The 22,627-nt window shown below is 59.1% G+C and carries 23 protein-coding genes; 17 read left to right on the top strand and 6 right to left on the bottom strand.

What is annotated here, in order from left to right:
- Nucleotides 1–43 precede the first annotated feature (43 nt).
- Entirely contained in the window at nt 44–469 is a 426-nt protein-coding gene (locus ACZ5CE_RS08730; RefSeq protein WP_464574509.1) for a hypothetical protein, read from the bottom strand.
- A gap of 94 nt (nt 470–563) precedes the next feature.
- On the opposite strand from ACZ5CE_RS08730, the gene ACZ5CE_RS08725 reads away from it, so the two are divergent.
- The 6 genes from ACZ5CE_RS08725 (at nt 564) to ACZ5CE_RS08700 (ending at nt 4,534) form a co-directional block, all read left to right on the top strand.
- Nucleotides 564–1,322, top strand: a complete 759-nt coding sequence (locus ACZ5CE_RS08725) for an HNH endonuclease (protein ID WP_464574508.1) — start codon at nt 564–566, stop codon at nt 1,320–1,322.
- Between the two features lie 259 nt (nt 1,323–1,581).
- Nucleotides 1,582–1,899, top strand: a complete 318-nt coding sequence (locus ACZ5CE_RS08720) for a hypothetical protein (protein ID WP_464574507.1) — start codon at nt 1,582–1,584, stop codon at nt 1,897–1,899.
- 86 nt (nt 1,900–1,985) lie between these two features.
- Entirely contained in the window at nt 1,986–2,363 is a 378-nt protein-coding gene (locus ACZ5CE_RS08715) for a VOC family protein (RefSeq protein WP_464574506.1), read from the top strand.
- Nucleotides 2,364–2,697: 334 nt separating this feature from the next.
- On the top strand, nt 2,698–2,865 hold the full coding sequence (locus ACZ5CE_RS08710) for a hypothetical protein (RefSeq protein WP_464574505.1): 168 nt from the start codon (nt 2,698–2,700) through the stop codon (nt 2,863–2,865).
- 603 nt (nt 2,866–3,468) lie between these two features.
- Nucleotides 3,469–3,978, top strand: coding sequence for an NlpC/P60 family protein (locus ACZ5CE_RS08705; RefSeq protein ID WP_464574504.1), 510 nt, complete (start codon nt 3,469–3,471; stop codon nt 3,976–3,978).
- A 94-nt stretch (nt 3,979–4,072) separates the two neighbouring features.
- A complete protein-coding gene (locus tag ACZ5CE_RS08700; protein ID WP_464574503.1) occupies nt 4,073–4,534 on the top strand; it encodes a hypothetical protein in 462 nt (153 codons plus the stop codon).
- Nucleotides 4,535–4,543: 9 nt separating this feature from the next.
- Here the strand turns inward: ACZ5CE_RS08700 and ACZ5CE_RS08695 are convergent, their stop codons facing one another.
- The gene (locus tag ACZ5CE_RS08695) at nt 4,544–5,023 is read right to left on the bottom strand and encodes a universal stress protein (protein WP_464574502.1); all 480 of its coding nucleotides are present in this window, start codon (nt 5,021–5,023) and stop codon (nt 4,544–4,546) included.
- A gap of 90 nt (nt 5,024–5,113) precedes the next feature.
- Nucleotides 5,114–6,451: a peptide-methionine (S)-S-oxide reductase MsrA gene (msrA, locus tag ACZ5CE_RS08690; RefSeq protein ID WP_464574501.1), complete on the bottom strand. Its 1,338-nt coding sequence runs from the start codon at nt 6,449–6,451 to the stop codon at nt 5,114–5,116.
- Nucleotides 6,452–6,649: 198 nt separating this feature from the next.
- On the opposite strand from msrA, the gene ACZ5CE_RS08685 reads away from it, so the two are divergent.
- The 6 genes from ACZ5CE_RS08685 to mnhG are packed head-to-tail and all read left to right on the top strand — an operon-like array spanning nt 6,650 to nt 12,779.
- Complete coding sequence (locus ACZ5CE_RS08685; RefSeq protein ID WP_464574500.1) at nt 6,650–9,676, top strand: monovalent cation/H+ antiporter subunit A; 3,027 nt, start codon at nt 6,650–6,652, stop codon at nt 9,674–9,676.
- Nucleotides 9,676–10,020 (top strand): Na+/H+ antiporter subunit C, encoded by a 345-nt coding sequence (locus ACZ5CE_RS08680; RefSeq protein WP_464574499.1) that lies wholly within the window; start codon nt 9,676–9,678, stop codon nt 10,018–10,020. Before ACZ5CE_RS08685 ends, ACZ5CE_RS08680 begins: the two co-directional genes overlap by 1 nt.
- Nucleotides 10,017–11,693, top strand: a complete 1,677-nt coding sequence (locus tag ACZ5CE_RS08675; RefSeq protein WP_464574498.1) for a monovalent cation/H+ antiporter subunit D — start codon at nt 10,017–10,019, stop codon at nt 11,691–11,693. The genes ACZ5CE_RS08680 and ACZ5CE_RS08675 overlap by 4 nt, the downstream gene beginning before the upstream one ends.
- Nucleotides 11,690–12,178 (top strand): Na+/H+ antiporter subunit E, encoded by a 489-nt coding sequence (locus tag ACZ5CE_RS08670; protein WP_464574497.1) that lies wholly within the window; start codon nt 11,690–11,692, stop codon nt 12,176–12,178. Before ACZ5CE_RS08675 ends, ACZ5CE_RS08670 begins: the two co-directional genes overlap by 4 nt.
- Nucleotides 12,175–12,456, top strand: a complete 282-nt coding sequence (locus tag ACZ5CE_RS08665) for a K+/H+ antiporter subunit F (protein WP_464574496.1) — start codon at nt 12,175–12,177, stop codon at nt 12,454–12,456. The genes ACZ5CE_RS08670 and ACZ5CE_RS08665 overlap by 4 nt, the downstream gene beginning before the upstream one ends.
- On the top strand, nt 12,453–12,779 hold the full coding sequence (mnhG, locus tag ACZ5CE_RS08660; protein WP_464574495.1) for a monovalent cation/H(+) antiporter subunit G: 327 nt from the start codon (nt 12,453–12,455) through the stop codon (nt 12,777–12,779). The genes ACZ5CE_RS08665 and mnhG overlap by 4 nt, the downstream gene beginning before the upstream one ends.
- A gap of 68 nt (nt 12,780–12,847) precedes the next feature.
- Here mnhG and ACZ5CE_RS08655 read toward each other — a convergent pair whose 3' ends face one another.
- Entirely contained in the window at nt 12,848–14,560 is a 1,713-nt protein-coding gene (locus ACZ5CE_RS08655; protein ID WP_464574494.1) for an OmpA family protein, read from the bottom strand.
- A 442-nt stretch (nt 14,561–15,002) separates the two neighbouring features.
- Here ACZ5CE_RS08655 and ACZ5CE_RS08650 point away from each other — a divergent pair, with 442 nt between their 5' ends.
- Nucleotides 15,003–17,417: a Tex family protein gene (locus tag ACZ5CE_RS08650; protein WP_464574493.1), complete on the top strand. Its 2,415-nt coding sequence runs from the start codon at nt 15,003–15,005 to the stop codon at nt 17,415–17,417.
- A 64-nt stretch (nt 17,418–17,481) separates the two neighbouring features.
- A complete protein-coding gene (locus tag ACZ5CE_RS08645; protein ID WP_464574492.1) occupies nt 17,482–17,907 on the top strand; it encodes a hypothetical protein in 426 nt (141 codons plus the stop codon).
- Between the two features lie 63 nt (nt 17,908–17,970).
- Here the strand turns inward: ACZ5CE_RS08645 and ACZ5CE_RS08640 are convergent, their stop codons facing one another.
- The gene (locus tag ACZ5CE_RS08640; RefSeq protein ID WP_464574490.1) at nt 17,971–18,300 is read right to left on the bottom strand and encodes a hypothetical protein; all 330 of its coding nucleotides are present in this window, start codon (nt 18,298–18,300) and stop codon (nt 17,971–17,973) included.
- 461 nt (nt 18,301–18,761) lie between these two features.
- On the opposite strand from ACZ5CE_RS08640, the gene ACZ5CE_RS08635 reads away from it, so the two are divergent.
- Nucleotides 18,762–19,199 carry a GFA family protein gene (locus ACZ5CE_RS08635; RefSeq protein WP_464574488.1) on the top strand — a complete coding sequence of 146 codons (438 nt, stop codon included), beginning with the start codon at nt 18,762–18,764 and terminating at the stop codon, nt 19,197–19,199.
- A gap of 212 nt (nt 19,200–19,411) precedes the next feature.
- On the opposite strand, the gene ACZ5CE_RS08630 is transcribed toward ACZ5CE_RS08635, so the two are convergent.
- Nucleotides 19,412–20,851, bottom strand: coding sequence for an esterase-like activity of phytase family protein (locus tag ACZ5CE_RS08630; RefSeq protein ID WP_464574486.1), 1,440 nt, complete (start codon nt 20,849–20,851; stop codon nt 19,412–19,414).
- Between the two features lie 156 nt (nt 20,852–21,007).
- Here ACZ5CE_RS08630 and ACZ5CE_RS08625 point away from each other — a divergent pair, with 156 nt between their 5' ends.
- Nucleotides 21,008–21,709, top strand: a complete 702-nt coding sequence (locus ACZ5CE_RS08625; RefSeq protein WP_464574485.1) for an epoxyqueuosine reductase QueH — start codon at nt 21,008–21,010, stop codon at nt 21,707–21,709.
- Between the two features lie 99 nt (nt 21,710–21,808).
- Nucleotides 21,809–22,552 carry a 3-oxoacyl-ACP reductase family protein gene (locus ACZ5CE_RS08620; RefSeq protein WP_464574484.1) on the top strand — a complete coding sequence of 248 codons (744 nt, stop codon included), beginning with the start codon at nt 21,809–21,811 and terminating at the stop codon, nt 22,550–22,552.
- Nucleotides 22,553–22,627: the final 75 nt, after the last annotated feature.

The following is a 22,627-nucleotide window of genomic DNA, read 5'->3' as shown; positions in this document are numbered from 1 at the left end:
AGCTTATGGTTTTTTCGTATTACAACCGGAAAGAGCGAATGGATCAGGGCTTGCCTGCGCACATCCCTACGCAATCGATGCCACCCTTCGTGGGATCGCAGTTATCTGCCGTGTCATCCACGCAGGCCATGCCCGCGGGACAGGTAATGCTGGTGGTTCCGCCGCAGGACTGTTTTGCTTTGCTGACGGAGACCCCCGCTGCGCAAAGGCCGGGACAGTTGATTCCATCTTTTTCCGGATCGCAGTTGTCTGTGGGGTTGTCGATGCATCTCATCCCGCCAGGGCAGGGAATAGCGCCCGGCCCTCCGCAAGGTGGATGGGAGATTCTGGAGGACTTTGGTGTTGCCGCGCTTTTCTGTCCGGAGGAATTTCCGTTGTCCTGCGCAACAGCAGTCATTCCGCTTGCCAGGACAAAGATGAATGCGGCGAGGGTGATAAGACAGTTTCCGGTTTTCACATCAATTTTCATCGGATTTTCCTCGATTTCGCGGCCAGGAATACAGGAGCCTGCTGGCCGCTTCACAAAATGTGGCGTTGCAGAAAATGCGGTAAGGCATTAGTGTATGTCCAGGGATTATTGGGATGAAAGTATTTTTTCGAGCGGAGTGGAGCAGGGCCGGGGTAGGGCATGGGCGTATATGGCGACGGACAAAGACTGGGATAGCGAAGAGCTGAGAGCGACGGTGGAAGCCTACGTCGAAATGCTGGAGCACGAGCGGGCGGGAAACATTTTCGTAAAGAAGCAGTACTGCAAAAAACTCGCGCGGACGTTTGGCCGGAGCGAAAAAGCATACGAAAACAGGATGCAGAATATCTCATACGTGCTTTCGTTGGTCGGGCGAAGCTGGCTGATGGGCGTCAAGCCCGCCAAAAATGTCGACACCGATATTGCGGCGAGAATCGAGGCATTACTGGAAGAAATCGGAGGATATAGCGATCTGCCCATCGTGGCTTTCGAGATCGCGGCGCGGGAAGGAGCCGGTCAAAAAAATCTTGCCCAGCCGGACGGCATGCCGGTCCCGGAATCGAGGCGGATCAGCGTGACACAATTTCAACGCAATCCCCTGGTCCAGGCCTGGGTTTTGCAGCAGGCGAAAGGAGTTTGCGAAAGCTGCGAAAAACCGGCACCCTTCCGGGGTACTGACGGCCTGCCCTACCTGGAACTTCATTATCTGCAGCCACTGGCGGAAGGGGGTGGCGATACCGTAACCAATGCGGTCGCGCTGTGCCCTAATTGCCATCGCGAAATACATCACGGCGCCAATGCCCAGGCGCTGGTCGCATGGCTATACGACACCGTTGCGCGGTTGATGCGCGGATAACGCAGTCTGCCGGATCCGGTTCAATATTCCTCTCCCTCACCAGTCTTGGATTCCAGTTAAAGATTGCTTTAAACATATTTTTTTCCGGAACTCCGCGGTTAAACCATGGTCCCATGAGGGAAATGGGCTGCAAATTGGAAATGGTAATAGTAAGTGGAAGTGGTAAGCGTTTCCGGCATATCACTTCGTCATGAAGTAATGCGGGATTCGCTATTCCACCGATATTCAACTGGTTGGAGTGACAACAAGAGGAGAATCGATGCGCGCTACTATCGTAATACTGGCTATCGTAGGTTTATCAAGTTTCGTGCTGGACAGGGTGTATGAAGCGGAACCGGCGGAGAACGTGGCAGCGCTATCCGTTCCGATATTCGAGTCCGTGGTTTCCATCGATGAGGATATCGCGCTTGAAACTGGAACAAGCCATGGCGCGGGCCAGAGCGTGACGCATTTGAAGGACATACAGGCGATAGCCGACCTGGGCAGTCTTCTCCTTATCGGCGTGGCGCTAGCCGGACTGATTGCGGGTCCCAGGCGGGAAAGCAGGAAAGCGCGGACTGCACGGCGGATAACATGATGGCGTGCCGCTGATGCGCCGGGGGTCGATCGGACGATCGGTTCCCGTGGCGATGTTCTTCGAAGGTCCTATATACGGGAAATTTCATGGCGATCACCCTGAACCATACCATCGTGCCGGCAAGGGACAAGGTTCAATCGGCAAAATTCTATGCAAGAATCTTCGGCTTCGATTATATCGGCGAATTTTCGCATTTCATCGTGGTCAGGGTAAACGATACGCTATCGCTGGATTTCGATGAGCGTACAGATTTCGAGTCGCACCATTATGCATTCAAGGTATCCGAGACGGAATTCGACGAGATATTCGGGCGCCTGAAAGGGGAGAGCATCAAATATGGCAGCGGCCCTTTCAATTCCGAGAACATGAGCATCAACCATAATGATGGCGGTCGCGGTCTTTATTTCCGCGACCCGGGCGGGCATCTACTGGAAATCCTGACAGTTGACTATGCCATGCCCTGAGTAAAGCGCCAAAGGCAGGAGTGAAGAGCCATCCGGCGCACCGCCAGGCCTGCTATCCTCCAGCAGGGATTTTCGCAATCATCGCAGCGAAGCCATAAGTATCAATGTAAGTCATTGGTTAAATCCATTTTATGGAATACCCATAACGTTTGCATGAGTTTTTAACCACTTTACAAATATGGTTTTGTGTGATATAAAGAATCGTGGGCCAGCGTCACGCATGGCCGAGGCAGTTGGTCGGGTCTGGCGGCAAATGCTTTGGGCCTGTGGGGTTTGTCAGTAATGGATCACGCTGGTTATTCATGTTGTGATACGCCTGATCGAGGAGGTTCAAATGAAAACGCTCAATTCATTCAGTCTGGCATTGCTGCTGGCTATTGGCTCGGCCGCTCCCTTATCCTGGGCCGGGGAACCCAATCCCGATGCGCTTGGAAGCGGGCAGCCCAAAACGCATGCCCCCAGCGACGATGCTTCAGCAGGAGCGCCGCAACGCGAGTGCTAGCCCGGGTTTTCGAGAGTAACGCTCTATGACGTTGGGAGATGGCGCAGCGCAGGTAAGGAGGCAACGCAAGCACCTTGCGTTGCCAGCCGCAAAGATAGGATGGTAACTGGCTACTCGGGGACGCCCGCCCCGGCTTTGACCGGCAAGCGGGCGTTTCTTATTTCCGGTATTTCCCATTTCCATAATCCTGTATTCGAATAATCCCATTCGCCGCTTCAGTTTTTTTATCCGATCATCATTGCCGTTTTTCTGCCATCCGGGTTGCCGCAACGCGATCCGTTTCAGGAACTTAATGGCTCAGTACGGCTCAGACACTTAGTGGCGATACGCGGCAATTTCCGGTTGTCCCGCTTCCTCATATTTATTAGAATCAATACATTCCAGGGAATGTCCTGAATAATTCTTCGCGTGCAAAAACCCGTTCCGGGTTTCCCCTGGCATGATTTGGCATGATTTGGCATGAGTATGGCCGCAACATCGGCACAATTTGCTGCCGATGTGCCGAGTGTCCTGGCAGGGGATGCAGGCGGCTGAAACATAACGAATGGTCCCGCCACTCCGGCAGCACGCAGTACGCGAGAGGGAGTTCCAGTCGGAGCGCTCATGAAAACATCCCTATCCCTATGTATTCTCGGCCTGATTACACTGACCGCTTTCGTGGGCTGCAGCAGCGTTCCACACAAGGCAAAGGTAAAGGCGGTAGCCATACCCACTGGTGCGAAAGTGGACCTGGATAATGTGCAGCAGGTGAAGAAGAATCTGTATGCGCAATATGAGCAGTGGAAAAACACGCGCTACCAGCTCGGCGGATTGAGCCGGGATGGGGTCGATTGCTCAGGTTTCATTTATGTTACGTTCAAGTCCAGGCTGGGGATAATATTGCCGCGCTCGACGGAATTTCAGGCGGAACTGGGCGAAAAGATCGATAAAAGCAAACTGAGAGCGGGCGACCTGGTTTTTTTCCGCACGGGCTGGTCAGTCAGGCATGTGGGTATTTACCTGGAACACGGCAAATTTCTCCATGCCTCTACCAAGTATGGCGTTACCATATCGGGCCTGACCGAGGATTACTGGAAGTCAGCTTACTGGAAGGCGAAGCGACTGGATAGTTAAGGAAGCGCTGGACAAATCCTCGCTGGCGCGATGGTGACGTTGCGGGATGGCTCGCGATTCCTGCTCGCAGATTGGCAACTGCATGGAAAACAGCATGGAAAGTACATCGCAAGGAGCGTTCATAATCATGTGCAAGCAGATGATCGTGGCAGTGATAGGGCTCGGTTTCGCCATCCTGGGGGGCTGCAGGAATACGCCTCCGCTCATGCCCATGCCGCGCACGGCGCAAGCGAGCGCGGCGCCGGCGAAAGCCGAGGTGGGAGAATCCGCAAGGAAGGCCGCGAAGGATTACTCGGTCTGCGTCTGGTCGAACGCGGAAAAGATGAGACTGGGCTCGACCGATGTCCGGCTGGTCGTGGACACGGCGGAGAGCACCTGCAAAAAACGCGCCCAGCAGCTTCAGCTTGCGTTGGCGGCCGATAAGACCGACTCCGCTTTCGCCCGTTCCTACATGGACACCATTGTTGAAAACGCCAAAACCGAGGCAACTGCCCTGGTCCTCAGGGGCAATGCGAAAGACGCAAGGAACAGGGAGGGGAATCTTCTGCAGGAATAGGCAGGCAGCCTACTGCGAGCTTTTTCCCCTGTGGTCCTCGCGAGGCTTCACCGTCAGTACCGGGCAGGGGGCATGGCGGACCACATATTCCGCAATGCTGCCCAGGGTCAAACGATTCCATCCGGTGTAGCCGTGGGTGCCGAGGATGAGCATGCTTGCATGGTGCTCTTCGGCAACGCGAACGATTTCCTTGCCGGTCTGTCCTTCGGCGAAGATGGTTTCGACCTGCATGTCTAGGGATTCCGCCAGATGCTCCAGCATTTTTCTCCCTTCCACCCGGGTTTTTTCGACGCTTGCGTCCACCCACTGCTCGAACCCGGGAGTGAAATAGTAGGGGGAGGGCACCATCCACCCGCTCGGCTCGAACACATGCAGGAGCTTCAGTTCGGCCTTCAGGGAGCGGGCCATCCATACGCCATAGCGCACGGCGTCTTCGGATGCCTCGGAAAAATCGGTGGTGAGAATGATTTTGTGGATAAGCGAGTTCATTAGTCAGGTCTCATTCAAAGGCGCCCGCCGGAATATGCCGATATTCCGGTGCGGATGTCAAGCCGGATGTTCACGGGTTGGGTAGAAATTTCACGGGTCTGGGACAAATTTCAGCACGTTGCCATTGATGCAATAGCGCTTGTAGCTGGGGGGCGGTCCGTCATTGAAAACGTGGCCGAGGTGGATGCCTGAACTTGCGCTGCGCACTTCGACCCGCCGCATGCCATGCGAATTATCCGGATGCAGGGTAACGGCGCCTTCCAGAGGATCGAAGAAGCTGGGCCACCCGGTGCCGCTTTCAAATTTCGCCTTGCTGAGAAAGAGTGTTGCGCCGGTAATGGGATCGACAAACTTGCCTGGCCGCTTTTCATCGAGGTTGGATGCGGTGAAAGGGGGCTCCGTGCCTTGCTGGAAGGCGATCTTGCGCTGCTCCGGCGACAACAGGTGGAAGCCGAGCCATTTCCAGAAATTGGCTTTCTCCCCGTTATAGCCGGTATAGCGCGCAACCTCCCTGCCTTTTTCGAACAGGACGATAGTGGGGGCGGCGAACAGCGGTTTTTCCAGCGCCCAGCCGGCGGGCGCGCTGCTGTTCATGGTGGCGATGACCGGTACGTCGGCTTTCCACTGGTTCAGCACATCCTTGTCGAACTGTTTGCAGAACTCGCAATTCTCCGACTCGAATACCACCAGTTGCCGTACCTGGTTCAAATCGCTTCCGTTCAGGGGTTTGGCCGAAACGCCGGCATCGGATGAGGCTGCCGGCGCCTGGGCGATTTTTTGCGGCGCGGCAGGATATTTCACGCCTGTTCCGCCCAGGCCGCAATATCCGTCCGGGTTCTTTTTCAGGTAATTCTGATGGTATTCCTCGGCGGTGATGTAATTTTTTAGCGGCAGGATCTCGGTGGTGATCTTGCCATATCCCGCATCCGCCATGGCTTTCTGGTAGACGGATCGGGTCGCGAGCGCCGCGTTTTTCTGATCCTCGTCATGATAGTAGACAGCGCTGCGGTAGTTGCTGCCGACATCGTTTCCCTGACGATCGCCTTGGGTGGGATTATGGTTCTCCCAGAACTTGGCCAGCACCGTTTCCAGCGGCACCCGTTGCGGATCGAACACGACCTTGACCACTTCCGCATGGTTGCGCGCCGTGGTCTTGCCCGCGCGCAGCGTTCTTTCGTGGGCGAGGATATCCTGGTAGCCTGCGCCGGCGCGGTCTCCCCCGGCATAGCCGCTTTCCACGTCGACGACGCCGGGAATTTCTCCCATGCGCTTTTCGGCTCCCCAGAAGCAGCCCATGCCCAGTACCACATAATCGGTTTTCTGGTTGCCCGAGGTCACGGTTTTCTCCTTTCCTCCCATTGCATAGGCGGCCATTATAATGCCGGCGCCCGCGAGGGCCGCAACCGTGATTTTCATTATTTTCGTCATCTTTCTGCGCTTCCTTCCTTGAAGCATAGACATTTTTGCCGCGTTTTGGTTGCACGGGCGCGGAGCAATATCGCAGAGCCGCATGCCGTGGCGGGATGATATGATTGATGATGATAGGCAGCGCTCGCTTGCCGGCATCCGGTTTCCAGCCGGATTCCAGGCGCCCCGGTATTTTTCAACACGATTTTGCTTCATGCCATGTCCCTGACCTGGATAGTGATCCTTCCTTTCGCCGGCAGCCTGTGCGCCGCGTTTTTGCCGTCGCACGCGCGTAATGCGGCGGTGTGGCTGGCGGGCCTGGTGGCCGGCGCCTGCGCTGCCCTGACAGCGTCCTTCCATGGCCGGGTGGCGGATGGAGGGGTGGCGCGCGAGGTGGTGCAGTGGGCGCCCAGCCTGGCGCTGGATCTCATATTCCGCATCGATGGCTTCGCGTGGCTGTTCGCGATGCTGGTGACGGTGATGGGGGTCCTGGTCGTAGTATATGCGCGCTATTACATGGCGGCGCAGGACCCGGTTCCGCGCTTCTTCTCTTTTTTCCTGGCATTCATGGGCGCCATGCTCGGGGTCGTCTTATCGGGCAACCTGATCCAGCTGATCGTGTTCTGGGAACTGACCAGCCTGACATCATTCATGCTGATCGCCTACTGGTACCAGCGCATGGATGCGCGCCGCGGCGCGCGCATGGCGTTGACCGTAACGGCAGGCGGGGGGCTGTGCCTGCTGGGGGGCGTGCTGATACTGGGACGCATCACGGGGAGCTACGATCTGGACGTCGTGCTGTCCTCTGGCGATGTGGTGCGCGCGCACCCCTGGTACTTGGGAGCACTGATCCTGATCGGCCTTGGGGCATTGACCAAGAGCGCTCAATTCCCGTTCCACTTCTGGCTGCCGCACGCAATGGCGGCGCCGACGCCAGTATCCGTTTACCTGCACTCGGCTACCATGGTGAAGGCGGGTGTGTTCCTGCTGGTGCGGCTATGGCCAGTGCTTGCCGGCACCGATGCATGGTTCTGGATGATAGGCACCGCCGGCCTGCTTTCGCTGGTGGCAGGCGCCTACATGGCCATATTCCAGCGGGACATGAAAGGCGTGCTGGCCTATTCCACCATCAGCCACCTGGGATTGATCACCCTGCTGCTGGGGCTGAACAGTCCGCTCGCCCTGATAGCGGCCATTTTCCATATCATCAATCATGCGACGTTCAAGGCTTCGCTGTTCATGGCGGCGGGCATGGTCGATCACGAGACCGGCACGCGCGACCTGTCGCGCCTGAGCGGCTTGCGCCACGCGATGCCTATCACCGCCACGCTTGCGCTGGTGGCCGCGGCCTCGATGGCTGGCGTTCCCCTGCTCAACGGCTTCATCTCCAAGGAAATGTTCTTTACGGAAACGATATTCGTCAGCGGCAATCTTGTCACGCGCATTGGCTTGCCCCTGATGGCCGTGGTCTGGGGAACATTCAGTGTCGCGTATTCGCTGCGCTTCATCATGCAGGTGTTTTTCGGCGCTCCCGCGACGGACCTTCCAAGGAAGCCGCACGAGCCGCCGCGCTGGATGCTTTTTCCCAGCGCGGTGCTGGTTATCGCCTGTCTGGTGATCGGCATGCTGCCGGCGCAAACCATCGGCCCCTACCTGGACATGGCGGCGTTGTCCATCCTGGGGGCAGGCATGCCCCAGCATAGCCTTGCCGTGTGGCACGGCTTCAACCTGCCTCTGGCGATGAGTCTCGTGGCCATGGTCGCCGGGGTTTTGCTGTACGGCGCGCTGGGAAGATACCAGCAGGGAACGGGCAGCGTGCCGCTGCTGGACTCTCTGCGCCTGGATGGCAAGCTCATTTTCGAATTCTTGCTGCTGAAAGCCGATTCGCTTGCGTGGGTGGCGATCCGGATGCTATCCACGGAGCGCCTGCAGGTGCAGCTCCTGCTTCTCGTCTGTGCGGCGTTTGCCAGCGCGCTGATACCCTTGTCATACGGAGGGCTGCCGTCGGGCGACATGGCGGTGACGCCACTGGAGCCGGCATTCGCGCTGATGTGGCTGGTGGGCTCGGCCTGCGCGATTGGCGCCGCTTTCCAGGCCAAATATCACCGGCTGGCGGCCCTGAGCCTGTCGGGCGCGGCAGGCCTCGCCACCTGCATGACGTTCGTCTGGTTCTCCGCGCCGGATCTCGCGCTGACGCAGCTCGTTGTCGAAGTGGTGACCGTGGTCCTGCTGCTGCTGGGGCTGCGCTGGCTGCCGCTGCGCCAGAAATCGATCGATGACGAGCTGATTCCGCTACGGGTGCGGGTGCGTGCCCGGACCCGGCGCCTGCGGGATCTGGTTTTGGCGGCGATTGCCGGCGGCGGCCTGGCTCTCCTGAGCTATGCTGTCCTGACGCGGCAGGCGGGGGAAGGCATTTCTCCTTTTTTCATCGAAAACGCTCTTCCGCTTGCCAGCGGCGCCAATGTCGTCAACGTGATCCTGGTGGATTTCAGGGGATTCGACACCCTGGGGGAAATCACCGTGCTGGGCATCGTGGCGCTGACGGTATTCGCGCTGCTGCGGCGGTTCCGCCCCGCGCCGGAGAGCACCGGCCTGCCGGTGCAGCAGCAGGAGCAGGATGGCGAAGACGAAACGTCCTTGCCGGACCCGCATGTATTGCTGCCCCAGGGTCCGATGATGCTGCCGGGAGTGATTGCGCAACTGCTGCTGCCCGTTTCGGGCATGGTGGCGATATTCTTCCTGCTGCGCGGGCACAACGATCCGGGCGGCGGTTTCGTCGCCGGCCTGATCGTGGCGACTGCGGTCATCCTGCAATACCTGGTGGGTGGGACTGCCTGGGCGGAGTCGCGTACCCGGATCTATCCGCAGTACTGGATCGCGCTGGGCCTGCTGTGCGCGGCCGGAACGGGTTTGTCGGCCTTGCTGGCGTCGCGTCCCTTTCTTTCTGCCCTGGCGTGGCATGTGGCGCTGCCAGTGGTGGGCGAGCTGCACCTTTCCACCGTGCTGCTCTTCGACCTGGGAGTTTTCCTGCTGGTGATCGGCGCCGCGGTGCTGATCCTGGTGGCGCTGGCTCACCAATCGCGGCGCGGGCACCGCAAGCACGCAGCGCATGCTTTTGGGATACACGTGGGGGGCGCGGATACGCCATCGGCGAGAACGCGGGAAAATAAGGCGGGCGCGATGCCGGAGGCGAGTGCGGTTCATGCCGGCTCGGGCACACTCAGGGAGAATTTCAGGGAGGATTGATGGAAATCGTTTATGCACTGGCAATTGGTATTCTCACCGGATCAGGCGTATGGCTGCTGCTGCGGCCGCGTACCTTCCAGGTCATCATGGGCCTTTCCCTGCTTTCGTATGCGGTCAACCTGTTCATTTTCGGAATGGGGCGCCTGACGATAGGGCGTGCTCCGATCATCGACACGCTCCAGCAAGCCGACCCGTCTCTTTATGACGATCCCGTGCCGCAGGCGCTGGTGCTGACCGCGATCGTGATCGGCTTTGCCACCACCGCCTTGTTCCTGGTGGTGCTGCTGGCCTCTCGCGGGCTGACAGGGACCGACCATGTGCAGGGGGAAGAGCTGGAACCATGAGCGGTTGGGCGCAGCATCTCCCTCTCTTTCCGATCGTCATTCCGCTGCTGGCCGGCGCAGGCATGCTTTTGTTCGCGGATGCACAGCGCACACCGCGCACCGTCGTGGCGCTGGCGGCGGCGCTGGCCAACCTGCTGTCCGCCATTGCCCTGGTGGACATGGCCGGCGGCGGGATGGCAGACATCTGGCCGGAGGGCATCGCCGTATACCTGCTGGGCGGCTGGCAGGCGCCATTTGGCATCGTACTGGTGGTCGACCGGCTGTCGGCAGTCATGCTGCTGTTGAACGCGGTGCTGGCGCTGGTAACGCTGGTTTACGCGCAGGCGCGCTGGAAGCGGATGGGGCCGCACTTCCAGTCGCTATTCCAATTCATCGTCATGGGGATAAACGGTGCATTCCTGACGGGCGACCTGTTCAACCTGTTTGTGTTCGTGGAAGTGCTGCTGGCCGCGTCCTATGGCCTGGCGCTGCATGGCCTGGGCGTATCCAGGGTCCGGGCTGGCCTGCACTATATTGTCATGAACCTGGCCGGGTCGTTTGTCTTCCTGATCGGCGTTTCGTTGATCTATGGGGCGAGCGGAACGCTGAACATGGCTGATCTCGCGGCGCGGGCGCCCTTCCTGGCCGACGGCGATCGCATTCTGTTTGAAACTGGCGCGGCGATCCTGGGAGTCGCGTTTCTACTCAAGGCGGGTGCCTGGCCGTTGAATTTCTGGCTGCCGCAGACGTATGGCTCGGCCGCGCCGCCGGTGGCAGCCATGTTTTCCATCATGACCAAGGTGGGCGTTTACGCCATGCTGCGCCTGGGGTCGCTCTTGTCTCCTTCCCCTGGTATGCCCGGTCTTCCCGGGGTTCCGGGGATTCCGGCGCCTTTCGGAGAGGAATGGCTGTTCGGAATAGGTATCGCGACGCTGGTTCTGGGCACTGCAGGCACCCTGATTGCCCAACAGCCGCAGCGGCTTGCCGCCTATTGCATCATTGCTTCGTCCGGGACGCTGCTCGCGGTGCTGGGCCTGGGAGGAGCGGAGATCAAGGGTGCCGCGCTGTTTTACCTGATCAGTTCGGTCCTGGGCACGGGAGCGCTTTTCATGCTGAGCGAGATGATCGAGCGGACTCAACCGCCGGGCGAAGCCATTGCGGGAAGCGCGGCGGATCCCCACGAATCCGAAGGTGAAGACGAGCTGTATTCCGACTGGCCGGACGAGGTTGTCGGAATCGTCATTCCCGCGGCAATGGCATTTCTCGGCATGGGCTTTACCGCGTGCACGCTGCTGGTGGCCGGGCTCCCGCCGTTATCGGGGTTTGTCGCGAAATTCCTGCTGCTGGCGGCGGCGCTCGATTCTGTCCAGGGAACGATCGTTCCGGGATTGGTGTGGGTGTTATGGGCGGCGGTGCTGGGGTCGAGCCTGATCGGCGTGATAGCGCTATGCAGGATGGGTATGCGACTGTTCTGGAGCCAAGGCGAAATCGTCACGCCGCAATTGCATCTGATCGAAGCGGCGCCGGTCGCCACGCTATTGCTGCTGAGCGTCGCGCTGACGGTGGGGGCCGGTCCGGCGATGGATTACCTGGGGCTCGCGGGACAATCGCTTTCCTCTCCCCGCGACTATATCGATGCGGTGTTGAGCACCAACCCCCTGTTCTCTCCCGCTTCAAGAGGCGCCGGACAATGAAGCGCTGGCCGCCCCTCACACTGTTTACCGCCGCGCTGTTTGCCTTATGGCTGCTGCTCAACGACACGGTGGCGCCGGGCCAACTTGCGCTGGGCATCATCCTCACCATCGCCATCGCCCTGGGAACCGCCGCCATGCGCCCGCTGCGCGCGCGCCCTCATCACTTGCTGGTGGCGATCAGACTGTTTTTCATCGTGCTGACGGATATCATCCGCTCCAATTTCGCGGTGGCCGGGATTATCCTCAGCCCGCCGGGGCGAGCCGCCACGCCCGGATTCATGACCTTGCCCATAGACCTGCGCGACCCATACGGGCTGGCGCTGCTGGCTTGCATCATCACTGCCACGCCAGGCACCGTCTGGGCGGGTCTGTCTCCGGATGGCTGCCTTCTGAAGATACACGTGCTGGATCTGAAGGATGAGGATGCCTGGATCCGCACTATCAAGCATCGCTACGAACGTCCATTGATGGAGATTTTCGAATGACTGCCTTGCTGCCCTGGGCGCTCTGGTTCGCCCTCATTGCCTTCGCGCTTGCCGCGATATGCGCGGGACTGCGCCTGCTGCGCGGCCCGTCCGCCGAAGACCGCGTGCTGGCGCTGGACACGCTTTATGTCAACAGCATGATGATGGCCCTGGTGCTGGGCATGCAGCTCGGCCTTCGGTTCTATTTCGATATCGCACTGCTGATCGCGCTATTCGGGTTTGTCGGGTCGGCCGCCATGGCGAAGTTCCTGCTGCGCGGAGAGGTGATCGAGCCATGACCGCGCCCGAACTTCCCGCCTGGGCGGATCTGCTGGCCTCATTGCTGGTGGTGGCGGGCAGCCTCCTGGCGCTCATCGGCTCGTTCGGCCTGCTGCGCCTGCGCGAGCTGTTTGCCCGCATACATGCGCCCACCCTGGGCGCCACGCTCGGGCTGGGCTGCATCCTGCTGGCGTCGATGCTGGTGGCTTCCATGCAGGAGCACCGCTTCATCTTCCAGGAAATACTGATCGCGCTGTTCATGGTGGCCACTTCGCCCATCACCGCCATGCTTCTGATGCGCGCGGGAATATATCGCAGGCGGACCGATCGCAAGAAGAAATGAATCCTGCTGCCCGAACCGGCGCGCGGCGCGTTCCTGAAGCGTATCCATCGGACCGTGCTCCGCTCGCATCATGTTTCCACCGGCCGGCACGGCAGTTCTTCGGGCGCGACTTCGCGCGAGCGGGCCATCAACCGGCATGTCTGGCTGGTGAAGGCCTTGTCCATCTCATCCTTCTTGCCGGCGGCGCTGACAGGCACAAAAGACTGGTGAACCGAAATGGGCGCCATGCCGGTGGTCGTCTGCTTCGCCACATCCACGTTTTCCGCGGCGGCAAGACTCCATGCCGCTGCCTGCAAGGGCATGAACAGGCTGGCTGACCGCACCCCGAGGATCAGGTCGAAATCCATCTTCCAGAAGTAGCGGGAAAGCACGAACGGCCCCCGCACGGGATCGGGATAGCGCATCGGAAAGCCGGTGCCCGGCCGGTCGGAGATTCGCACCGTGCCGCTGGCGGAGCCGGTGCTGGCGAGCACGAGACTCCTGTTGTCGATGCTGAAGGAGCTGGTGGCGTCCAGCACATCGCGACAGGGAAGCACCGTGTTGCATCTGCCGTAATCGAGCAACAACTCGCTCCCGTCCTTTTCCGATGTATAGAGCCCGATCCGCTGGTCGCCGGTAAGTAGCTGGTAGAACCCGATGGAATCGCCGCTGAACCCGGTAAGATCGACATCCGCCTCGGCGGCCATGGCGAAGTGGACGCGCGAGAACATGTTGGCGCTTTTCCTGAAGGAAGGCGGCGATACCCCCCCTGTTGACTTGCCGATCTTGATTTTGTTCACATTGGCGGCCACCAGCGCCCCGGTGATATCGGCAGTGACCGTGGGAACGAAAAAGAACAGTTCCACCCGGCGGTTTCGCGCCATGTTTTCCGGCGAGGTTTCGTCGGCCAGCGGAAACTTCGCCCCGAGGCCTGTTATCGTGATGAACGATGCGGGAATGCCCTCGGATTCCAGGAAGGTTTTCACAGCCTGAGCCCGATCCAGCGCTATTTTTTCGTTGCCTGCCTTGCTGCCGCTGGCGCTGGCCGTCCCCTGGATTTTAATACGCAGGTCGGGCCGCGTCGCCGGTGTTTTTCCGCTGCCTGCCAGCAGCCCTTTCCAGCGTGCCGTGTCCTGTTTCAGGCTTAGCCGGTGCTGCTCCCGCAACTGGTTTTCGCCCACGCAGAAATTCCACAGGATGGCTTCTGTGGGTTCCTTCGGGTTGTCCCCTGACTTGAATATCTTTCCCTCGTTCTGCCCGGCCCACCTCGCTTCGTCCGAACTGCTATCCAGGCAGGTATCCTTTCGCTGGATTTTTCCAGCGGCTTGCCCGCCCGTGAAGGTTAATCCGTGCCCCGCGGTTGCCTGACTTGCTTGAGCGGAGGGGATGCGGGCGATCCGGGGGAAGGGTTGAGGAAGCTGATTCCGCAGAGCCGGGCTTTTGGCGGGGTGGTTTTCCATAGGCGATGGCAGCGAAGCCTGCGGGTGGCCGTGGGCGCCCGGCGCATCGGCATTATTCAGAATATCGCCAGTCAGAATATCGCCGGTGGGACCGGTTTCCTGCCCGTGCCGCTCTTTCGCCGCACCGGGAAGTGGTTTGCGCTGGGTGCTGGAAATCCTGCCTCCCGCAGTGATATTTCCTCCCCGTATCATGCGCGCCACGCGCTGGTTGCCGAAAAGGCGCTGCAACTGGAGAACAGCGGAATAGGGTCCGTTGCGGCGCAGCCGCACCAGCGGCAGGCCGCGTGAGGCGGCCTGCGGTCCGGTATTTACCTTGGGTTCAGTCAGAAATTGCGCCGCCATGCTCCGCTCCCTGAGCTGCGTTCTTTGTCTTTATGTCCGGTTGCATTGCGGCACCATTCCGTTCGTTCCGTTACAGGCACTCCCTCTTCTGCTCCCGCAAGTTTAATGATATGCGATTCTTCGAATAATACCAGCACGGATCGCAGCGGGAGGGTGCCATTCCCATGCCAAGCTATGCCAAGCACGGCAGCCGGTACGCGACGAAGATCCAGGCTGATTTCCAGATATTTGCGGGTCCCTGACGATCATATACGGAGGAGCGAGGGAAGGGGTGGAATGAGTGGAATGAGCGGTGGTGGCTTACCCGCTCTCCAGGTGATATCATCCTCCGATTCGCGCCCGCTGCGTCACGCTTATCGCCCCCTGCCGCTTTCCTTCAAAACACCTGCATCTGCTGTTCGGTACCCTTTTTACCCATTTTCCCTTTGCAAGAGGTTGATCCATGCTGCCTTCCATCGAACAACGCCTTTCCCTCGAACTTGCCGCCCGGCCGGAACAGGTTGCCGCCGCCATCGTCCTGCTGGACGAAGGCGCCACGGTGCCGTTCATCGCGCGCTACCGCAAGGAAGCCACTGGCGGCCTGGATGACAGCCAGTTGCGCCTGCTGGAAGAACGGCTGACCTATCTGCGCGAGCTGGAAGACAGGCGCGCCACGGTTATCGCTTCCATCGAGGAACAGGGGAAGATGACGCCCGCACTGCTGGTTTCGCTCCAGCAGGCGGAAGACAAGACGCGGCTGGAAGACCTCTATCTGCCCTACAGGAAAAAACGCCGCACCAAGGCGCAAATCGCGCTGGAAGCGGGGCTGGGGCCGCTGGCGGAGGCCTTGCTGGGCAACCCGCTGCTCCATCCCGAGGAAGAGGCAGGCAAATACCTGAAGCCCGCTTTTACCACGGAACAGGGCGAGAATCCGGGCGTGGAGAATGCCCAGGCCGCGCTGGAGGGCGCGCGCCAGATCCTGATGGAGCGCTTCGCGGAGGACGCGGCGCTGCTGCAATGGCTGCGCGAGTACCTGCTGACGCATGGCGTGGTGGAATCGGGCGTGATCAAGGGGAAGGAAGAGGCGGGAGCCAAGTTCAGCGATTATTTCGCCTATGCGGAAAAGATAGGCACTATACCCTCGCATCGCGCCCTGGCGATGCTGCGCGGCCGCCGCGAGGAAGTGCTGCGCATTGACCTGCGGCTCGAATCCGAGGCGGAAAAACCCAAATGGGATGCGCCGCCCAATCCATGCGAAGCGCATATCGCGGCATATTTCCTTATAAAGGATCAGGGCCGTCCCGCCGATGCTTGGCTGGCGGAGACGGTGCGTTGGACCTGGCGCGTGAAAAGCTTCCCGCACCTGGAGAACGAACTGATGTCCGGATTGCGCAAGCGCGCCGAAACCGAAGCCATCGCCGTTTTCGCGCGCAACCTGAAAGCGCTGCTGCTGGCGGCGCCTGCCGGACCGCGCGCCACCATGGGCCTCGATCCGGGCATGCGCACCGGCGTGAAGGTGGCGGTGGTCGATCCCACCGGCAAGGTCCTCGACACTGCAGTGATTTATCCCCACCAGCCGCGCAACGATTGGGATGGTTCCTTGCACACGCTGGAAAAGCTGGCGGAGAAACATGGGGTATCGCTGATTTCCATCGGCAATGGGACCGCATCGCGCGAAACCGACAAGCTGGCGCGGGACCTCGTCAAGCGGCGGCCGGATCTGCGGCTGACTTCGATCGTGGTTTCGGAAGCAGGCGCCTCGGTTTATTCCGCCTCGAAATTCGCCTCGCAGGAACTGCCGGACATGGATGTCTCGCTGCGCGGCGCGGTTTCCATCGCCCGGCGCCTGCAGGACCCGCTGGCGGAACTGGTGAAGGTCGATCCCAAGTCGATAGGCGTCGGGCAATACCAGCATGACGTGGCGCAGACACAGCTTGCGCGCGCGCTGGATGCGGTGGTGGAGGATTGCGTCAATGCGGTGGGGGTGGACGTGAATACCGCGTCGTTGCCGCTGTTGGAGCGGGTTTCGGGGCTGAACGCCAGCGTGGCGCAAAGCATCATCGCCTACCGCGACAAAAAGGGCATGTTCGCCTCCCGGGCGCACCTGCGCGAGGTGCCGCGCCTGGGCGACAAGACCTTCGAACAGGCGGCCGGCTTCCTGCGCATCATGAACGGGGATAACCCCCTGGATGCTTCGGCCGTGCACCCCGAGTCGTATCCTCTCGTCGAAAAAATCATCGCCGGCCTCAAGCAGGATATCAAGTCGGTCATCGGCAACGGCGGGATATTGAAATCGCTGGACCCCTTGAAATATGCAAACGATAAATATGGCTTGCCTACGGTCACCGATGTTTTACGCGAACTGGAAAAACCCGGTCGCGACCCGCGCCCCGAATTTACTACTGCCGTCTTCAAGGAGGGCGTGAACGAAATGAAGGACCTGCGCCCGGACATGATCCTCGAAGGGGTCGTCACCAATGTCGCCGCCTTCGGCGCTTTCGTCGATATTGGCGTGCATCAGGACGGGCTGGTGCATATTTCGGCTTTGGCAGATAAATTCGTGAAAGACCCGCACACCGTCGTCAAGGTGGGGCAGGTGGTCAAGGTCAAGGTGGTGGAGGTGGACGAGAAGCGCAAGCGCATCGCCCTCACTATGCGGCTGGCGGAGGCGGCAGGGGAACAGGGGCAGCAGATGGGACGGGAACAGCAACAGGGACAGCCGAGGCAGCGCGAGAATTTATCAGCGCAAGGGAACGGGAAAAAGACCTTGCCGCCAACACAGGATCGACAGCTGCAGCAAAAGCAGCAGCAGAAACGGAAGGAAGAGCCCCGACCGGATACCGCCATGGCAGCGGCTTTTGCGAAGTTGAGGGGGTAGTCACCTACATTTTCATGTTGAGAGCATCCTTTTGCATACAGAAGGTACAAATAATTTGTAGTTTATGCAGGATTTAAGAAAAAAATTAGTAGAGTCCACTCTTGAGTGGGAGCGGATATTTGGGGTAGCACCATGCATAACTTCAGCAATTTCCGAATTGGATGCCGCGCTTATTGTAGGCGCATCAGCTGATGAGTATTCCAATTCAATGCAGGGAGTGACGTCAGTCAGAAAAGGCTACGACTTCATATTTAATGGAGCACGTTATCAAGTCAAAGCCAACCGTCCCAGTGGTAAGCCTGGTAGTCCTGTTACACTTGTGGGAAAGGTAAAAAATTATGAGTGGGATTATTTAATTTGGGTTCTTTATAACCCACAATACGAAATTCAAGAGGCGTGGCTTTGGCAGGTTTCCGAATACAAGGCAGCATTCGACCTCATAACTCGTCTATCTCCATCACATTATCGGCAAGGCAAGAGACTTGTTTAAGCCGTAGAAATAGTGTTCTACCAGCACAAACCGGTCTGGTTTCTTCGATAGAAGAGGTGCTTATCAGTTAGCGGACGGAGTGCGCCGCCTTGGCGCGCGACGAGGCATCTGCTCTACCCTTTGCGCCGGTGGTTCCGCAAGACGGCCGGTGACATACTTGTGCAGCACGCTGGCAATAAGCGTCTGATACGGAATACCTTCTTCGAGTGCCTTGACCTGAATATCGCTGAGATCGCCAGACGAAAGACGAATATTCACCCGCCGATCCTTCAGGCCAATGGCGCGCGCCGCTGCCTTGAGCCGTGCAAGCTCTGCTTTGGTTGCAACCGATTCGAGTTTTCCTTTCTCGAACGCATCGAGCATTTCCTGTTCGTACGCATCAATCTTCGGCATCCGATTCACCTTTGCTCAAATAATCACTTGTCGCCTTGCGGCTCGGTATGATGGTTTTAAGGAAGAGACAGTCTTCTTCCTCGGCGAATGGAATCAGGTAGGCACGATACTTTCGAAGGAAATTTCGCGATCCGCTATGAGAAGCTCATTCTTCTCCAAACTCCATCGAAAGGGTTTCATTCAGGCATGTTATGCCGCTGTGTGCCTTTTGTCATCACTTGTTGCTCCGGCGCGTTCTGCTGACCTCATGCCGCAAAGCGCCATTGCCTTTTTCCGTCAACTCCATCCCGTCCGAAAAATTCGTTGCCTGAAAAGCGATTGCATACTGCCGAAAGTTCGTTATAGTAAGGCGAATTGCTTTTCGCGTGATCGCTCCGCGGGATAGGAAGTGGATGAGTGAAGAATCAATGCTGCGAGAGCCGCTTTCCAGCTGCTGTGCGGGATTACCAGGGAGGAAAATAATGACAGACGAGAAAAAATCGTATGACGGCAGCTGTTTTTGCGGAGCGGTGCGATTCACGGTAAGCGGCGAACCGGAGGCGATGGGTTATTGCCACTGCGAGTCGTGCCGGCACTGGTCGGCTGGGCCGGTCAATGCTTTCACTTTGTGGAAACCGGAGGCGGTGCAGATCACGCAAGGGGCGGAAAACATCGGCACCTACAACAAGACGCCTAACAGTTACCGCAAGTGGTGCAAAACCTGCGGAGGCCACGTTTTCAGCGAGCATCCGGGTTGGAAACTAATGGATGTATATGCGGCGGCGATCCCCGGTTTTCCCTACCGCCCGGGCATTCATGTGCACTATCAGGAGACGGTGCTACCCATCAAGGATGGCCTGCCGAAGATGAAGGATCTGCCGAAGGAAATGGGTGGATCGGGAATAACTGTAGAGGAGTGATAGCCAGACAGGTTGGTCGGGAACGCGCAGCGCCGTCCTTCAAATTGCGTTTGTCCAAAAATGAAGAGCCTCTGGAAGGAAATGGGCGGAACAGACGCCTGTTCCGCCGTGTCCGGAAATATCCGGAATGATTGCCGGTTCTGCAAAAACAAAGCCTCCGCGTTCGGCGGAGGCTTTGGGGTCGCGGAAGACAGGAAGGTAGGGGGATAAATCTATTTCCCGGCGAATTTCCTGCGGCGGGCAATGCCACCCACCAGGGCCAACCCGGCCAGCATCAGGGCGTAGGTTTCTGGCTCGGGAATGGCGGAAATCGACTGTGCCGTATAAACCGCGCCCACATTCGCCAGATCCGCGTCACTGACGGCGAAGACAAAAAATTTGTTGTCGCCGGCCACGCCGGGAACGAAATCGTTATCGTTGGCCACGAACAGCGTGTGCATGGTGACGCCATCGATGACTACATCCTGGCCAAAGGCCAGGCCTTCGATCTTGGCGGGAATCTGATCGAATGCGATGCCGCTGGCATGCAGCTTGTCCACGACGTCGAGAAACAGCGTCTTGCTCACCGCCTTGGATGACAAGTCTACGCTCAGGCTGGTGACATCCTGCGCGCCATCGAGGTCGATCTTGAACAACTGCTTGACCGCGGCCGAGGTGCCATCGCCGAGGCCCTTGCCGTCACGCTCGTCGACCAGGAACTGGTGATTGTTCAGGGCGACGATTTCGCTGACGCCGGAACCCGTGGTCAGCTTGTAGGCGTACTCATGCGTGGTTCCGGTGGCGATATCGATGGTGACGATCCTGACATTCTTGTTGGTATCCTGCAGCAGGGGGGCCTGCATGACGCCGACCAGCGTGGTGCCATCGGGAGTGATCGCCAATCCTTCCATGCCCTTGTTCGCGACGCGTCCGGTGGTATTGAAGGGGCTGCCTTCCGAAGCGGTGGTGGGACCCGGCGTGGCGACCGCGAGGTTGGCGGGCAGCGTGAAGGTTTTGATCCGCTCGCCGGTGGCGCGGTCGAACTGGTAGACGTAGGGGCCGTATTCGTCCGAAACGAATACGCTCTTGCCATCGTTGGAAACGCGCACGCCCTCGGGATCGAGGCGCGCATTGCCCGGGTTGGTGGAGGATCCGGGGCCGAACCCGTCCGAACGGCCGGTAAAGTAGTTGGTTCCGTTGATGGCGTTGAGCGTAGGCACACCGCTACCCAGAGTGTGGGTGGCATCGGTTCCCAGGGCGCCGGTGCCATAGGTGAGCGGCGTGGGGCTGGACAGCAGGGTGGTTGCCGTCAGTACAGGGGTCAGCGTGTAGGGCAGCGATCCCGATGGGGCGGCTGTCAGGTTCATCTGGAGCGTCTGGAAGCGGGCGATATAGGAAGTGGTGTCGTCCACCAGTGAATTGTAAGAGGTTGCGTTGGGTCCGCGGTCGGGGGTCGCGAGAAAGGTATTCCCGCCCGCCCAGGCGATGCCTGAGCCCAGGCCGCCCAGTATATTGCCGGCTACGCCGTTTTCCAGTGGCCCCGAAGTCTGGCTCGCAAGGTCGGAGAAGGTTCCGCTCAGGGAACCAATGGCGATGAGATCGATACTGGCGTGTGCAGCCGGCGCCACGAACAGAGAAGCGCAGATGGCGGCAATGAGTTTCTTATTTTTCATGTTGGCACGACTCCTGGCAATGAGTGGATGAGTGGAAGAGGTTGCTTCTATTGTTGCGATCTCTCATTGCAGAGTGATGTCATCGATATGAGTCTTTTCAACTATCCTGGAGCGGTCCAGGTGGAAAATTACGTGCAAGTCTGATAGCCTGATACCATGGATACCACGAATCCCACGGTACGGCCCGAACTCGTCCCTCCCGGCGGCCACAGAAAAGTCCTGCTGCACTCCTGCTGCGCGCCATGCTCCGGAGAAGTCATGGAGGCGATGCTGGTATCGGGCATCGACTACACTATCTTTTTCTACAACCCGAACATCCATCCCCAGCGGGAATATCTGTTGCGCAAGGATGAGAATGTCCGGTTCGCGCAAAAGCATGGTATCGAATTCGTCGATGCCGATTACGATACGGAAAACTGGTTCGCACGCGCCAAAGGCATGGAATGGGAGCCCGAGCGCGGCATGCGCTGCACGATGTGCTTCGATATGCGTTTCGAGCGCACCGCGCTCTACGCGCACGAGAATGATTTTCCCGTCATGACCAGTTCCCTGGGCATTTCGCGCTGGAAGAACATGGATCAGATCAACGATTGCGGCCATCGCGCCGCATCCCGCTATGAAGGGCTGGCTTACTGGGATTACAACTGGAGAAAGGGCGGCGGTTCGGCGCGCATGATCGAAATCAGCAAGCGGGAGGAGTTCTATCAGCAGGAATATTGCGGCTGCGTCTATTCCCTGCGCGACACCAATCGCCACCGCAAAAGCCGGGGCCGTCCACTGATCGAGTTCGGTACCCAGTTTTATGGGTTCTCGCCAGGTAAGGATGAGCCATCGGGAAAGGATGAGCCATCAAAATAGCGGCCTGCCGTGTTTTTTAGCAGCTGCTGAGCCGGATTCAATCGCCTCTATAGGAATAGCTGATTTGTATCAAAATGCGATGTCGCGAAGGAGGAATGCATGAGTGCGCTTCAGGGTAAACGTGCACTGGTTACCGGGGGCAGCCGCGGGATCGGGGCCGCTATCGTCAGGCGCCTCGCAGCTGAAGGCGCCAATGTCGCCCTGACCTATGTCAGCAAGCCGGATCTGGCGGCGGAGACGGTCAAGGCAGCACAGGAATCTGGCGTGAAGGCAGTAGCAATCCAGGTCGATAGCGTGGATGCGGACGCCACGGTGGCCGCCGTGGAGCAGGCGGCAAAGGAGCTTGGGGGTATCGACATTCTGGTGAACAACGCCGGCATCGGAGTGATGGGACCTATCGACAGCTATCGTCTGGAAGATTTCGATCGCACCTGGGCAGTGAACGTGCGCGCCGTGTTTGTCGCTACGCAAGCAGCCTTGCGGCATATGCAGACCGGCGGGCGCATCATCAATATCGGCAGCTGCAATGCCGAGCGCATGCCCTTCGCCGGAGGCGCGGCGTATGCCATGAGCAAGGCCGCGCTTGTCGGGCTGGTGAAGGGGCTGGCCCGCGACCTCGGCACGCGCGGCATCACCATCAACAATATCCAGCCCGGGCCGGTGGATACGGACATGAACCCGGCGGACAGCGCTTTCGGAGAGATGCTGCGGACGCAGGTCATGGCGCTTCCACGCTACGGCACCACGGAAGAGATTGCCGCGATGGTCGCCTATCTTGCCGGGCCAGAAGCGGGTTTCGTCACCGGCGCGAGCCTGACGATCGATGGGGGATTCACCGCCTGACCGCCTCGGGAAGAGGCAGCCGCGCTTTTCCGCCAATCCTGTCTGCGTTTCATCCATAATTCTTCCAAGCCATAT

This window comes from Nitrosospira sp. TNL200 (assembly GCF_055386305.1).
Note: the sequence above shows the minus strand (reverse complement) of the source record. Positions and strands in the feature narration are given on the sequence as shown.